This window comes from uncultured Aliivibrio sp., from assembly GCF_946479765.1.
Classification (GTDB): domain Bacteria; phylum Pseudomonadota; class Gammaproteobacteria; order Enterobacterales; family Vibrionaceae; genus Aliivibrio.
The window spans coordinates 1-15,277 of record NZ_CAMLHO010000015.1; the positions used below are offsets into that span (position 1 = coordinate 1).

At 39.5% G+C, this 15,277-nt stretch carries 12 protein-coding genes and 1 pseudogene; 12 read left to right on the top strand and 1 reads right to left on the bottom strand.

The genetic code is table 11. From position 1 onward, the window contains the following. Positions 1 to 53: 53 nt before the first annotated feature. Positions 54 to 1,145: pseudogene (locus Q1K78_RS07610) on the bottom strand (LruC domain-containing protein); the annotation flags it as partial. A gap of 397 nt (positions 1,146 to 1,542) precedes the next feature. Between Q1K78_RS07610 and Q1K78_RS07615 the strand changes: the two are divergent. The 12 genes from Q1K78_RS07615 (at position 1,543) to Q1K78_RS07670 (ending at position 15,268) form a co-directional block, all read left to right on the top strand. Continuing rightward, positions 1,543 to 1,860: an STAS domain-containing protein gene (locus Q1K78_RS07615; protein WP_300176290.1), complete on the top strand. Its 318-nt coding sequence runs from the start codon at positions 1,543 to 1,545 to the stop codon at positions 1,858 to 1,860. A 46-nt stretch (positions 1,861 to 1,906) separates the two neighbouring features. Further along, on the top strand, positions 1,907 to 2,734 hold the full coding sequence (locus tag Q1K78_RS07620; RefSeq protein ID WP_300176293.1) for an OmpA family protein: 828 nt from the start codon (positions 1,907 to 1,909) through the stop codon (positions 2,732 to 2,734). 14 nt (positions 2,735 to 2,748) lie between these two features. After that, positions 2,749 to 4,860 carry an SLBB domain-containing protein gene (locus Q1K78_RS07625; protein WP_300176296.1) on the top strand — a complete coding sequence of 704 codons (2,112 nt, stop codon included), beginning with the start codon at positions 2,749 to 2,751 and terminating at the stop codon, positions 4,858 to 4,860. Continuing rightward, complete coding sequence (locus Q1K78_RS07630; RefSeq protein WP_300176299.1) at positions 4,860 to 5,567, top strand: CpsD/CapB family tyrosine-protein kinase; 708 nt, start codon at positions 4,860 to 4,862, stop codon at positions 5,565 to 5,567. Before Q1K78_RS07625 ends, Q1K78_RS07630 begins: the two co-directional genes overlap by 1 nt. Further along, on the top strand, positions 5,567 to 7,096 hold the full coding sequence (locus tag Q1K78_RS07635; protein WP_300176303.1) for a SpoIIE family protein phosphatase: 1,530 nt from the start codon (positions 5,567 to 5,569) through the stop codon (positions 7,094 to 7,096). Before Q1K78_RS07630 ends, Q1K78_RS07635 begins: the two co-directional genes overlap by 1 nt. A 25-nt stretch (positions 7,097 to 7,121) precedes the next feature. Continuing rightward, on the top strand, positions 7,122 to 7,505 hold the full coding sequence (locus Q1K78_RS07640) for an Hpt domain-containing protein (RefSeq protein ID WP_300176306.1): 384 nt from the start codon (positions 7,122 to 7,124) through the stop codon (positions 7,503 to 7,505). A gap of 58 nt (positions 7,506 to 7,563) precedes the next feature. Further along, entirely contained in the window at positions 7,564 to 9,048 is a 1,485-nt protein-coding gene (locus Q1K78_RS07645) for a sigma-54 dependent transcriptional regulator (protein ID WP_300176309.1), read from the top strand. Continuing rightward, the gene (locus tag Q1K78_RS07650; protein WP_300176312.1) at positions 9,029 to 10,057 is read left to right on the top strand and encodes a glycosyltransferase family 4 protein; all 1,029 of its coding nucleotides are present in this window, start codon (positions 9,029 to 9,031) and stop codon (positions 10,055 to 10,057) included. The genes Q1K78_RS07645 and Q1K78_RS07650 overlap by 20 nt, the downstream gene beginning before the upstream one ends. Positions 10,058 to 10,340: 283 nt before the next feature. Further along, positions 10,341 to 11,735, top strand: coding sequence for an O-antigen ligase family protein (locus tag Q1K78_RS07655; protein WP_300176314.1), 1,395 nt, complete (start codon positions 10,341 to 10,343; stop codon positions 11,733 to 11,735). Between the two features lie 146 nt (positions 11,736 to 11,881). Beyond that, positions 11,882 to 12,637, top strand: a complete 756-nt coding sequence (locus Q1K78_RS07660; protein ID WP_300176319.1) for an acyltransferase — start codon at positions 11,882 to 11,884, stop codon at positions 12,635 to 12,637. Then, positions 12,627 to 13,772, top strand: coding sequence for a glycosyltransferase (locus tag Q1K78_RS07665; protein ID WP_300176322.1), 1,146 nt, complete (start codon positions 12,627 to 12,629; stop codon positions 13,770 to 13,772). The genes Q1K78_RS07660 and Q1K78_RS07665 overlap by 11 nt, the downstream gene beginning before the upstream one ends. Then, positions 13,769 to 15,268 carry a chain-length determining protein gene (locus Q1K78_RS07670; protein ID WP_300176325.1) on the top strand — a complete coding sequence of 500 codons (1,500 nt, stop codon included), beginning with the start codon at positions 13,769 to 13,771 and terminating at the stop codon, positions 15,266 to 15,268. Before Q1K78_RS07665 ends, Q1K78_RS07670 begins: the two co-directional genes overlap by 4 nt. The last annotated feature ends 9 nt before the right edge of the window (positions 15,269 to 15,277 follow it).

A 15,277-nucleotide genomic window follows, 5' to 3' on the forward strand; every position in this document is an offset into this window, starting at 1 on the left:
TATTATTTGGCACTTAGCTGCATTTAACATTTTAGCAACTCATGCGTGGACCCTGCAAAGTCACCATCATCATTCCAATCAACCCACACAGATAAGTTTCCTGCTGTCGAAGCAGTCACAGCAATAACGGTATCTAAACCCGGCTCTAATGCCGTAACAAAGCCAACACCATCTTCATCATCACTGGTAATTGAATCATCCGAATCAGGAGATTGCGCCGCATAGTAATCACCATCGACACTACTTCCTAACCAAGTTATTCCATCAAGAGCATGACGAGCACCATTAGAAGCTAACGTCGAACCATAACTGTCTGGTGCATCACCAAAATCAATCGTTGCAGGTTCATCGGTATCAATCAAAGGTGCGTTCGCACATCTCGCCCCATCGTTTTGGCTAGAAAAAGGACCATCAGCGAATTTAATCGCAGGCACAACACCTGAATCAATGATTGCTTGAGAAGATAAATTGACACGATACACTTGGCCATCTTGGTTACGAGAAAGATAAAGATTGCCATCTACATCGAAATACATCGCGCCAAACGTCCCCGTTTCTCCCGTATCACCAACATAAGTTGCTGCTCCAGTCGAGATATCAAACTCATACAAACCACCACTGCCATTATCTACCCCATATAAATGGTTATTACTTGGATGAAACGCAAAATCCGTTAAACTCACTGACGCAGTAGATGTAATACGCTGCGCTGTTAGTGTTGCATTAACATTGCTATCTAAAGGGGAAAGGTCGATTTTATAAAAACCTGTCCCTGTTCTATAAACGTAATAATGATGTTGATAAACATCCCCTACATAAAATGTTTTATCAGAAGGAAGCCCATTGACATTAAGCGTTGTGGCTTGGAAATTTTGCCCTAATCGAACAATAGTGTAATTTGTAGTGTCATACCCATATATATATCGGTCGGTTTCATTAAAACCAACCCCATTTATATTTGAAGACAGCCCTGTATTATTTTGTAATAAACTGTTTGTCCCAGTAACTAAGTTAATGCCATAAACTGAAACAGGTTTACCTTGAAATAAATATGCCTTACTTGGGCAAGAATCAAAAGCAACCGCAAATACTTTTGAGCTTAATAATAAGGACATTAAAATAAATAACCGAATAAATAGATACATAGCTTGTTCCTTCTCGTTATGATGCTCTATATACTGATCATTCAAAAGCCATGCCAATTTTAACCGCATGTTTTATAACAAAAAAATAAATAACAAATTCATCCTTACTATAATGAAAATCACTTTGCATCCGAATAAAAACCATTTATATACATTAGACCATCACACTAAAAATAAAATATCTCTCCTCTTTATATTCAATTATCCCCTCTCCTTATCCTCTCTGTTTTTCCTATGATTCAAACTGCATTGCAAATTGAGAATTCGTATTAACGACCTCATTATCAAATTGACAAAAACACATAAGAACATGAAATATAACAGTTATATTTATTGGCACGCTTACTGCTCTATTAAATCTATCAACACAATATAGATAAACCATCAGGAGCTTATTATGGAATTACATCAATTTGAATCAGACACAAATACACTTGTTCTATCAGTTCAAGGTGATATGGATGCGGTAGGTTGTCGAGATATCCAACCGACTATTGATGAAGTGATTGAACAAGAACACTCTCAAGTTCATATCGACCTAGCACAAGTGGCTTTTTTAGATTCTTCGGGTATTGGTGCCATTGTGTATCTATATAAACGATTAATTGAAAAAAAACGCACCATGCAAATTCAAAATGCTCATGGTCAACCATTAGAATTGCTTAAGTTACTGCGTATTGAAAATGCCATTCCAGTAAATAGCACAACTCATTAACCGTTATTAATTACTGTAAAAATGGACATAAATCGACAGTAATCTCATGGAGAGCTGCATCATGAACAAACAAAAATTGCTCATTCTAAGCTTTGGATTTCTTTCTATTTCAGGCTGTACTTCATTTGCCGAACCCGGTGAAGGTGGTGAAGCGGAAAATTATCCTCAAGCGGCATTCTCTCCTGTAATGCCAGATCAACCATTAGGTCCTGAACATGGCTTACGTTTTGATTGGGAACTAGCCGCTCGTCATCTTGATATTCTCATATTAGAAAAAGCGGAATGGTGTTTTCCTGCTACCGTTCATCAAGCCAAACAAAATGAAGCTCGAATAGCTCGTGAATTAGAAGGAGGCTTACAACTGGATGCCGCGAATGATTTAGTCATTCAACGGAACCTATTAAAGCGTTTAGAACGACAGTTAGATTACGTAAAACGCCAAGAAACGTGCGCACCACCCTCAGATTCAAACTCAGGAAATTCAGACATTGAGTTAGCACAAAAAATTTATGATCTCTTAAACCGAGACAACCAATTTGCTTTTAACTCAGCTGAATTGAATCCTAAGTATGTGGTTAATTTATCTGAAGCTTCTCAGTTACTTAATAAACATCAAGATTTTAAACTTCTTGTTACAGGTCACGCAGATTCAGTTGGCGAAGAAGATGGCAATCAAGAGCTTGCATTAGAAAGAGCGAAACAAGTAAAACGTTATTTAAGTATATTTGGCCTTGCTCAAAATAGAATTCATGTTGATGCCGTCGGTTCTAATGACCCTTATTTTGAAGGAACAGAGCCCCATGTAAGATTAACTAACCGCCGAGTTACCATTGAGTTATTAGAACTCGACCAACCCTTAGAACTTGGGCAATAACAGAGGACAAGATCATGCGTATTTTTTATATTCTACTCATCACCATTTTGTTCTCTTCTATCTCAGTGGTGCATTCAAAAAATAAAGATAATACCGTTCGTGTTGGTGACGTAATCACCATCATGCTACCAGGTGAAGATTCTTTAAATAGAGACTTCCAAGTAGATAAGCAAGGACGTGTAATATTACCTGAAGTCGGGCCTCTATTTGTATCAGGAAAAACAGAAGCACAAATGGTATCTAGCGTAACATTAAGCTTGAAAAGAATATTGCAAGACTTACGAAATCTTCAAGTATTTATAAGTAAACGTCAATTAATCGTTAATATTCAGGGTTACGTAAAGCAACCAGGGGAATATACTCTGTCAGATGGCGATTCCGTACAACTGGCACTTTATGCAGCAGGCGGTTTACGTTCTGGGGCTCAGTTAAACCGTTTGCAACTTCGCCGTTCAGACAAAGTGACTACCTTTAATTACAAAGCCTTTTTAGACTCGGGTGATCAATCTTTACTTCCTGAGCTTCAATCATTAGATACCCTATTTATTCCTGCATCTCCAATGGTAGGTAACATCGAACAAGAATTTGACCCATCAAAACTGTCTCAAGCTGGTGATGCAGCCGATGGTAAAAAAGCAATTAAAGTCTTTGGTGAAGTGAACGCGCCGGGTACTTTCTCTTATAAAAAAGGGACCAATCTTGTCGATGTATTAATGCGCGCAGGTGGGGTAACCCGTTATGCAGGCGTTGAACAAATTCGAGTAATCTCAAAAAACAAACCTGCGCTATTCAATCTAAAGCGTTATTTAGATACCGGTGATGACAACTTATTACCACCACTTGAAGTGGGTTCAACCATCTTTGTTCCTAAACAAGAAGAAGAGATTAAATCAGGCTCAAACATGGTCTATGTCATGGGTGAGGTAGCAAAACCTGGGGCATTTGAAGGAAAAAAAGGCGCAACCTTTATGGATATCTTAGCCAATGCAGGTGGTCCAACTCGATTTGCTGAATCTCGCCAAATACGGATCATTAAAGCCAATGGCGCAGTTATCAATTTCGATTTATCTGGCTATACCGAAGGCACTAATTATCAACGTCCACCTGCGATTGCGGCTGGTGATGCTATTTTTGTTCCTGAAAAAACAGACATGAATGAGAAATCATGGTTAAAAATAGCACCAAGTCGCGCAGTAAGAGTAATCGGTGAAGTTCAACATCCTGGCCGTATCGAATGGTCTGATGAAATGTCATTCTTAGATTTACTGGCACACGTTGGTGGTCCTACTTTACGAGGAGATACGACAAGAATTGAGATCGTAACGCCTGATCGTGACGGTAACAACCAAGTGTATACCTTTAATTTGGATTCATTTATTTCAAAAGGAAAATCCGATTCAGCACTGCCAACCATTAGAGCTGGCGCAACGATTCGAGTGCATGATTTACCGCAAGATCCATCAGACAACAAAGCACAATGGGTTCGCCAAAGCTCAGATAGCTCTATCTATGTATTTGGTCAAGTAAATGCCGCGGGGCGCTACCGTTTCACTAATGAAATGCACTTTTTAGATATTCTTTCAGCGGCTGATGGCCCTACATTAGATGCCGATATTCATAACATTCGAGTTACTCACCGCGACAAAAGCTACTCAAAAGTCAGTAAATTAAACTTAGCACTTTATTTTGAAACAGGTGACGAGTCATTACTGCCTATCGTAAAAACAGGGGACACCATTTATGTTCCAGAGAAAAACAGAGCATGGGTTGATGAAAGTAAAGAAACCACTATTCGTGTACTTGGCGCTATCAATAAACCCGGTCGTTATCGCTTCAATGATTCAATGACTTTATTAGATTTATTGGCAGAAGCGGGAGGCCCAAGCGATGTCGCTTATCTTGAAAAAATCAGTGTCGTAAATCATTCATTAGATAAAGGCCAAGCTCGAACCTTTGACCTTGTTAAATTTAGCCGCACCGCTGATTTCAGAAGCATTCCCGTTTTAAGAGCCGGAGACACCATTTACATTCCAAATAAAGACGAAAGTGTCATGGAGCAAGTTCGTGTTGTGATGAAAGACGTGTTCCAAATCGTGGCAACCATCGCCTTAATAGGAGCCTTATAATGAAAATACCCGCATGCAATATGGAAATTGAGCACGTATTTTTGCAATTAGAACAACAAGAGTGCCGTTCATTGTGTATCACCTCAACCAATTCAGGTGAAGGCGTAACCTCGTTAGCCCAAGCCTTAACTGAGCGACATTTATTGGCGGGTTATCGCACTTTATTGGTGGATCTTAACTTACAGAATCCAAGTTTAACGGCTTTGTCATTTATTACAGGTCCAAAAGAAGAGAAAGAAACGACACCACACTATCTCGCCCTCACTCTGCAAGATAACGTGGTGCTATCAGGGCTTCCAGCACCAACCAACAAAGCCAATATAATGGAACTTCGCCAGCCTAAATATCTTAAAAATCAAATTTCACAATGGCTTACCGAGTTTGATAAAGTGATCATTGATGCCTCAGCATTATCTCAACTCAGTGTTGATAATATTCCAGCTCAAACAATTGCTGGCGCGTGTGATGGCACCATCATGGTCATATTGTCAGGCCAAACCCTACAAACCGAATTGACCATTGTGATAGAATCATTAAAGAAAAACCAAGCGAACCTCATCGGTCATGTCTTTAATGATAAATATCAGCCGGGTTTAAAAAATGAAATTTGCAGAGAAATCGAAAGATTCCGTTTTTTACCCAAGAGATTATCTACTAAGCTAATTTCTATCGTCCAAAATAATCGATTCTTATCAACCGTGGTGTAATGATGACTAATTCCATTTTACTTTTCGAAGATACGCAACCTACCTCTCTTGATTCTGTGAGAGTGCTGCGTCAATCACTGTCTAAAATAGTCGACCGTTTGGATATTCAACAAACCTTTAAGCATCAATGTTTACTCTGTTTTTCAGAGTGGAGTACCAACTTGGTCCTACATCCTGAATATCCTAGCGACACCATTACTCTTTCCTTACGAAAAACGCCAAAGCACTGGCAGTTAGATATCAGTGATAATGGTGAGCAGTGGGACCCCACAACGCAGCATAGCAATGAAGATGTCAGTGATTTCACCTTAAAATGTGGAGGACGAGGCATTGATATTATTCAAGCACAAACCGATGAAATAAATTATGTTTCAACCAGTGTGAATAACGTTTTCACTATGAAATGGGAGCGCGCAGCATTCCAAAAAACGCACCATATATTGATCGTTGAGGATGACTCTATACTACGAACCCTCTACCAAGCCTATCTCACACCTGAATTTACCGTTACCACCAAAAATAACGGTAAAGACGCACTGCAATTTTTAAACAGTGAATCCGTTGATTTAATCATCTCAGACATTCAGATGCCAGAAATGGGCGGTCTAGAGCTAAGAGAAAAACTAGAACAATCCGACACCTTCTGTACGCCTTTTATTTTTTTATCACGCTTACAAGACCACCACACAGTAAATAATGCGACTCAATTAGGCATTGATGATTACCTAGAAAAACCGATTCAAAAACAGCCATTACTTAATTCAATTCATCGTGTATTAGCGCGATTTGATCAAGTCTACAAATCACTCTCTCAACAGGTGAATCAAAAAATAACTCACACTCTTTTACCCAATACGGAACTGGATTCAAAACATTGGAAAATAGCAACACAACAACGTAATACGGGCCATGGTGGTGGTGACTTTTTATTGTCACGCACCGAGAAAGACAACTCACTGTTATTACTTGCTGATGTGATGGGCCATGATGAGAGCGCTAAGTTTTTCGCTTATGCATATGCTGGGTATGTTCGAGGGTTAATGCAAAATGCAGATATCACCCAGCCGGCACAATTGTTATCTCACCTCTCAAATAATGCATTTAAAGACCACTTGTTATCACAAACCATGTTAACAAGTTGTTGTTTAAGTTTTGTTTCTGATGATACGATAAAAATCAGTAGTGCAGGTCATCCTGCCCCTCTCCATCTTTCATCAAAAGGAATTGAAATCGTTGATGTTCAAGGAACCTTACCCGGTTTGCTACCAATCACAGAGTACCAAGAGCAAAGCCTGACATTAAAAAAAGGCGAACGATTAGCTTTATTTACGGATGGGCTATTTGAATCGGGCAACACCGTTTCAGAAAGAGAAACCTTAGAGTTAAGGATAAAAGAAACCTTATTATCAACATTAGAGCATCCAATAGAAGAGGCATTAACTCTAGTTATGAAATGCTTTGATAACTTAGCAGGGACACCACCCAACGACGATGCATTGTTACTGTTAATAGAACGAAACACCCAATAGCATAGTATTTTATAGAGAGGTCATTATGAAAGAAGACAACAATAACCACCCAACCTCCATATTGGTTGATGAGGCGATTCTTCAGCAAATAATTAAAGATACTGACGCCAGTGTGATGCCTGAATTAATCAGTTTTTATATTATCGAATCTAAAGCGAGAGTAGAAACTATTACAAAAGCAACCCATACTAATGATCTCTATGCGTTAGAGTTTGAGGCTCATACGTTAGGAAGTACCTCTCTCACATTAGGTAATAGTGCTTTAGCTACGCTTGCTCGCCAAATAGAACAACATTGCCTTCAACACGAATTTGATGACGCATTAACAAAATCTCTTTCATTACCCGCTCTCGCTGAAGCGTCATTTTTAGCACTAGAACAACGAAACGCACTCGGCTTCACAAACTAAACTAAAAAAATCAGTACAATAAATATTAATGATCGCTAGGTAAAACAGGATGTTGCTTATGCTACAAAAAGTATTATTAGTTGAAGATTCCACCTCTTTAGCCATTCTTTACAAACAATACGTTAAAGATGAACCGTATGAATTCTTCCATGTCACCACGGGCGAGCAAGCGAAAGCCTTCATGGAAAAGAACCCACCACAATTGGTCGTTCTTGATTTAAAATTACCCGACATGTCAGGACAGGATGTATTGGCATGGATGAAAGAAAATCAACTTCCCACCGCCGTTATTGTCGCGACAGCTCATGGCACCATCAACATTGCCGTCGATTTATTACAAAGTGGTGCGGATGATTTTATTGAAAAACCAATCCAAGCAGACCGATTTAAAATATCTATCCGTAATCACCTTAAACGAGCCAAACTTGAAGATCTGGTTGAAGATCTACAAAACACCTTCAACCGTAAAAAATACCAAGGGTTTATTGGCTCTAGCTTACCGATGCAAGCGGTATACAAAACCATTGATGCCGTTGCACCAACGACTGCTAGTGTATTTATTTACGGGGAAAGCGGGACAGGTAAAGAAGTGTGCGCCGAAGCCATTCATTATCAAAGCCAACGAAATAATAAAGCCTTTGTTGCCATTAACTGTGGCGCAATCCCACGAGATTTGATGGAAAGTGAAATTTTTGGTCATGTGAAAGGCGCATTTACTGGCGCAACGACTGATCGAAAAGGGGCAGCCATGATGGCTAATGGCGGCACGCTCTTTTTAGATGAATTGTGTGAAATGGAATTAGAAATGCAGAAAAAATTACTGCGTTTTTTACAAACAGGCCGCTTTACGCCATTAGGTGGCAGTAAAGAACTCAGTACCGATATTCGTATTATCTGTGCCACCAACCGTGATCCTCTTACTGAAGTGAACGAAGGCCGTTTTAGAGAAGATTTATACTATCGTGTCCATGTTGTTCCCATTCAAATGCCACCACTGCGTGATCGTGGTACTGACATTATTGATATAGCTTCCTTCTTCCTAAAAAAATACGCTAAAGAAGACAAGAAGAAATTCAAAGCGATGACACGAGATGTCGAACTAATCCTATGCAACTACCCATGGCCAGGCAATGTACGTCAGCTGCAAAATATCATCAGAAACGTAGTGGTTCTTCACAATGAAACCCATGTGGCGATAGAGCATTTACCACCGCCATTAAACCAACCCTTTTTAACACCAACACCTAAACTACAAGCGAAACCGCAGACTAAAGCTCAACCGCTTCAAAAAGAAGTGTCGATTCAACCTCATCAAGATAACACCACGGAATCTCAACCTAGCCATCAAGACGCTGCTGTACCTCTGGACATCAATACCAGTGCAATTCGTCCAATGGCTGATATAGAAAGAGAAGTCATTCAAAACGCCATTGACCAATGTAATGGCAATGTTTTAAATGCGGCGGTCTTACTTGAACTCAGTCCATCAACTTTATACCGCAAAAAACAGGCGTGGGAAGCGTATGAAGAATCAGACTCCTAAAGACAAGAACGAGGTTTGGCTACTATTAGACAGTCGAGATGTGGGGGGAATAGAAACTCACATTTTACAACTCGCACAGGGATTAAAATCATTCAATCATACTGTGCGAGTGATTTTTCTGCGTCAATACGAGCAGCCTCACCCGCTGATCCATTTGCTGAATAATACCAATATTTCTTATCGTTTTTTAAATGGATCATTGCGTGATTTATTTCGCTATACACGTCACCACTCTCCCACGGTTATTCACTCTCACGGTTATAAAGCCGGACTTTACTCACGTTTATTGCGCTTATCTTTGCTCACATCGCATCAAAAAATACGCTTTATTACTACTTTTCATGCAGGAGAAGTAAGCCAAGGTAAACTGGCAATATATGATTTTCTAGATAGATGGAGCGCCCCATTAAGCCACTATCGTTTTTCAGTCAGTGAGCAAATAGGCCAACGTGTACCGAGTAAAACAACGATACTAAATAACTTTATCAACACCCAAGGCCTTACTCAGCATCAAGGGCAACAAATCGCTTTTGTTGGCCGTTTAAGCCATGAAAAAGCCCCAGATCGCTTTATTCAACTAGCCCAGCAGCATCCAGAGCACAAATTTCATATTTATGGTTCTGGTCCAATGGAACAAGAATTGAATAACCGAGATCTACGCAATGTCGTTTTTCATGGCCACCAAGATTCTATGGACACCATTTGGCGAGACATTGGGTTATTAATTATTTGCTCTCGCTATGAAGGCTTACCCATGACGGCACTAGAAGCGATGGGAAGAGGCATTCCAGTAATATCGACACCTGTTGGCAATCTTCATAAACTAATTGAACACCAAAAGAATGGCTGGATAGTTGAACCTAAGCAGTTATCCGACACATTAACTCATTGGTTTACGCTTCCCTCTTCTCAAAAAACGAAAATTCAACAAGCTGCACAACAAACCATCCAAGCCAATTTTTCTACAGACGCTGTCATACCAACAATAGTGGCAGCCTATAAAATATAGCAGCATTCATCTTCACGCTCCTTTCTCTCAAATTGAAAAAACCTATTCTCATTTTGATAAATCGCCCTCAAAGAAAAAATATTGATAATAGAATCAATCAGATAAACACCTTAACAATCTGGCACTCCCTTTGCTTTATCTCTTATATCAAAAAGTAACCTTACTGCTCGTCTATTATGGTGATAACTGGAGCCGAAGCGCTGAAGTCTGCTTAATCAATCTAATCAAAAGCATTAATCACCCTATTTCAGCACAAGAAAGGTAACCAACAAAGAGGCAAGTTATGATGATGAATGATGCACCATTCCAATCAAAATCACTGCAATGGTTTACTGCAATTATCTGCTCACTGTTTGCAGGGGTTTTATGGCGCTTATTTCCTCACCCCGCTTTAATTATCGTGCTAGGTATTTTACCTCTTGCTGTGCTTTATACTCTTAATCGCCCTTTTCTGATGGTATTACTGTTTGTGATCTTCTCTTTTTTCCGCATTCATGAGGTCTTCCCGCAAATTTACAACCTTAAAATCCCACTGTTATTGTCTCTTGGATCTTTGGCGGCATTGAGTTGGCAAGTCGGTATAACCAAACAAATAAAATTGTTTTGGTGTAAAGAATTTACGTTACTTACCTGCTTTATGATTTTGATAATTATAGGAATTGTCTTTGCTAGTAATCGACCTATTGCTATTGAATATTTCAAAGGTATTTATTGGAAAATAATCCTGATGACATTTGCTATTGCGGTATTAGTCCGAAGCCCTCAACAGCTCTCATTCACTTTAAAGGCGATCACCATTGCTGGAGTTCTTGTCGGAATCGTCGCCATTCAAAATAAGTTAGGAGGCATTGGTTTAGTGGAAGGAACTCGTGTCACGATTGGACGAGAATTTGGCTCAATGTTGGGGGACCCTAACGATCTTGCGCTAGTTCTTATGTTCCCTACTTCATTTGCCGTCGGGTTATTAGTGACTCATCAATTGCCTTGGCATCAACGTCTGCTCGGATTTATCGCTATCCCTATTCTTTTTTGGGCTGTAATCGCAACCCAAAGCCGAGGCGGGCTATTAGGGATGGTCGCTGTTTTCGGTATTTATGGCTTACAACGAATCAAATCTAAAGCACTCCTTATCTCTATCGCCGTTATCGCCGGAGGGATTTTATTTATTGTTGCAGGAATTTCAGATCGATCATCAGGAGGCGCAGCAGAGGCTGGTATTGATGCCTCATCAATGGGACGATTATACGCATGGGAAGCCGCGGTTAAAATGGCAATAAGTCACCCATTTACAGGGGTTGGTTTAGATAACTTTTTTGCTAATTATTTCTATTACAGTCCTCATTGGGATGGATTAAACCATGCCGTTCACAGTACATGGTTTGGTGTACTGGCAGAAACTGGTTTTCTTGGGTTAATTATTTTTATTAGCTTAATTGCTGTATTAATAAAAAATGCGAATAAAACACTACAAGCAGTAAAAGCGGTACAAGATAGAATTGATCCTGCCATATATACCTGTGCTCAAGCGGTATTCGCAGGATTAATTGGCACCATTGTTTCTGGTACTTTTTTAACTCAAGGGTTCAACTGGCCGATTTACATTCTAGCGGCATTGGTCGTTGCGGTTAATAAAACCAGTGAGATAGCATTAGCTAAGATCAATGAATCAAACTCATGATTTCTCCTATTCAAATCGAGTCTCAAAATGAGAAAATAAATACCCCCTAAAAATATAAAAGCTATCCCATTGATAAACAAATGAAAAATAACTGGCACAATCCATGAAGTACTTATTATATAAGCAACCAAAAAAGGAATGCCACTATGAGTACATTATCTGTTTATCGATTAAAACAATGGCTAAAAGAGGGGAAAAGCCCACTTGCTTCTCGTCTATTTCAAATCGCGAAATCGATTCGCTTTTTCGAACTACCTACACCTCGCCCTATTAATGCTCTTTTTTATGGGCTGCATAAAACCATTACCACTCAATGGCAAGCATTCACGCATCTTGTTTTTTATGTTCCCGCCTTTAAAGGACGTTTAGATGCATATGGAAAACGCATTTTATTATATGGCGGACTGCCTTTTTTTAGTGGCCCATTAACAATGACCATTGGAGATGATTGTCGGATCTCAGGACAAACCACCTTCAGCGGACGAACTAATTCCGAGAACCCAACCCTGACCGTCGGAAACAATGTCGATATTTGTTGGCAAACCACCATTGCTGTCGGTAACCGCATTGTTATTGGTGACAATGTACGTATTGCTGGACAAGGTTTTTTGTGCGGTTATCCAGGACATCCAATTGACCCAACAGAGCGTGCATTAGGCAAAGCCGATTTAGATAGCCAAGTAGGTAACATAATTTTGGAGAAAGACGTATGGCTTGGCTCTCGCGTTAGCATCATTGGTAATGTCACCGTCGGCGAAGGAACCATTGTCGCTTCAGGTAGTGTCGTAACCAAAAGCTTACCGCCATTTGTATTAGCAGGCGGAAACCCAGCAAAAATCATCAAACCATTAGCTATCAACCACTCAGAAACCATCAAAGAGGAAATGTATTATGAAGCATGATCTTATCGTTTTTGGCGAAGATTGGGGTGGTTTACCGTCAAGTACTCAACATTTAATTAAACAATTATCACTGACTAGAAAAGTTATTTGGATTAACTCAATAGGGTTGCGTCAACCTAATTGGTCATTGCATGACATAAAACGTGCATGGCACAAACTGACTCAGAAAAAAATCAATACTAAGGAAGCCCTGCAATCTGCGCCTTTTCAAACGATTAATCTCAAAACAATTCCCGCGCCTAAAGGAAGATTTTTTCGATGGGTAGCAAAACAGTTAATCGTAAAACAGCTGAAACCAATAATAAAAAAAGCAAAACTGCAGCACCCTATTCTATGGACTTCTTTACCGACCGTAGCTGACATTTGTGGCAGTTTAGAAGAAGCAAATGTCATTTATTACTGCGGTGATGATTTTGGCGCACTAGCGGGGGTTGATCATGGTGTCGTACTTGAGCACGAGAAAAAACTAATACAAAAATCAGATTTAATTTTGGCAGCCAGTCCAATATTATGTGAGAAATTCCCTCAAGAAAAAGTGAAGTTCTTACCCCATGGCGTTGATTTTACGCTATTTAATCAACCTATTTTTAGAGCGAAGGATTTACCTAATGACGGCCGACCTATCGCTGGTTTTTACGGCAGTTTATCTAAATGGCTAGATTACGACTTACTTAACCAAGTGATTGAAACTAATCCAGATTGGCACTTTGTCTTCATTGGTCAAAATGAATTGCCCTATCAGCCTATTCTTGAAAGAAACAATGTACACTTTCTTGGCCCTAAGCCTCATCACCAATTGCCTCGTTATAGTCAACACTGGCAAGCGAGCTTATTACCTTTTATTGATAACGACCAAATTCGCTCGTGTAACCCTTTAAAGCTCTTAGAATATTTGGCGACCGGAACGCCTATTATCAGTACCGATTTTCCTGCGCTTGCTCCTTATAAATCAGTGATTCACACTGTAAATTCAATAAATGAATTTAATACAAGTTTAAATACCATTCAGCAACATTGGTTAACTCTGAATAAATCAGAGAGCACTCAGCAGAGGCAACAACAGTTCAATTTGATTAAATCTCACACATGGCAAGCCAAAGCAAAACAGCTTGACGCATGGTTGGAGGAATTATGATCACACTAAGTCAGCGTTTTTTAATTATCTTAGAATCAGCGTGGCGTCGACGTTATCTAATTGTAATCCCTATTTTATTAGTGCCTGTCATAGGATTTACCATTGGAAAATTAGCACCAAAATATTACGATTCTCACACCAGTATGTTGATCCAAGAGACAGCAAAAATGAATCCATTTCTTGAGGATTTAGCCGTATCTACCATGCTAAAAGAACGGTTAAGTTCACTACAAACATTGCTGCATAGCCGACATATTTTAGGCCTAGTTGCCGAAGAAAGAGGTTACACGCATGATTCGATGGCGCCACAAGCGATAGATAATGCCATTGCTGAACTCTCTAATAATTTATCGGTCACTATGGCTGGTAAAGATTTAATTCGGATTGATTACCGTTCAAGCAGCCCTGAAGGAATGAAAGACACTTTAGACGCTGTCAGCCGTCATTTTACTGAGCAACTACTGGCACCAGAACGTTCATCAATGAAAGACTCAAGCCAATTTTTATCAGATAACATAAAACATCGTCGCCAAGAGTTAGATCTCGCTGAGGAAAAACTGGCGGAATTTAAAAGTCGTAGTGATACCACCTTACCAGAAATGCAAATTACCAGTTTAGCTCGTTTAACTAAGCTCAAACAGCGCCTCTATGAACGCCAAGCAGAACTTGCTGGCGCAAAAAAACGCTTAGGGTCAATTGACCTACAGCTTTCAAAAACTAATCCAGTAATTGGGAAATTAGAAGAACAGATAATTCGTATTCGTGGGGAGTTAACCTTACTTCAAGCTAAATACACACCGCAGCACAGTAAAGTACAAGGTAAATTAAGAAACCTAAATCGATTAGAAGAAGAACGAACTCGCTTACTTTCTCAAACACAACCCGGAATAAGCAGTGAACAACTTTGGGATATAGCAAGCAGTAATAGTGTTGACAATTTATCTAAAGCGCCTCCAATTCTATTATCACAATTGGAAGAATTACAAAAAGCAACCAGTAAAGTCGATGCATTAACAGAAGAGGCTTTGGTTCTAGAAACCATGATAAAAGATCTTGAAATTCAAGCATCTAACTTTGGTAACAATGAAAAGGAACTGTATCAATTACAACGAGATTTAGTTTTAAAACGTGGATTATATGATGACTTAGTCGAGCGTTTTGAAATGGCAAAGTTAACTCATTCTCTTGGTATATTTGAACAAGAAAAGCGAGTAAAAATCATTGATAGACCCTATAAACCCAATAGTCCATCAAACTTACCAAACCTTCTTTTTATTATTGCAGGGATATTTGGAGGGATTGGTTTAGGAGCTGGTTTAGCCGTGATCGCAGAATTATGCGACACCACGATTCGTCGAAAAGATGAAATAGTACTGCTGAGTGAAGCTCCCGTATTAAGCCGAATTCCACCACAACCAATTAAATACTTTCGCCAACCACAAAGTAAGCAACCCACTCCTGATCACTGTTATACGTCACATCCATTTTCAAATTAATTGTTATAT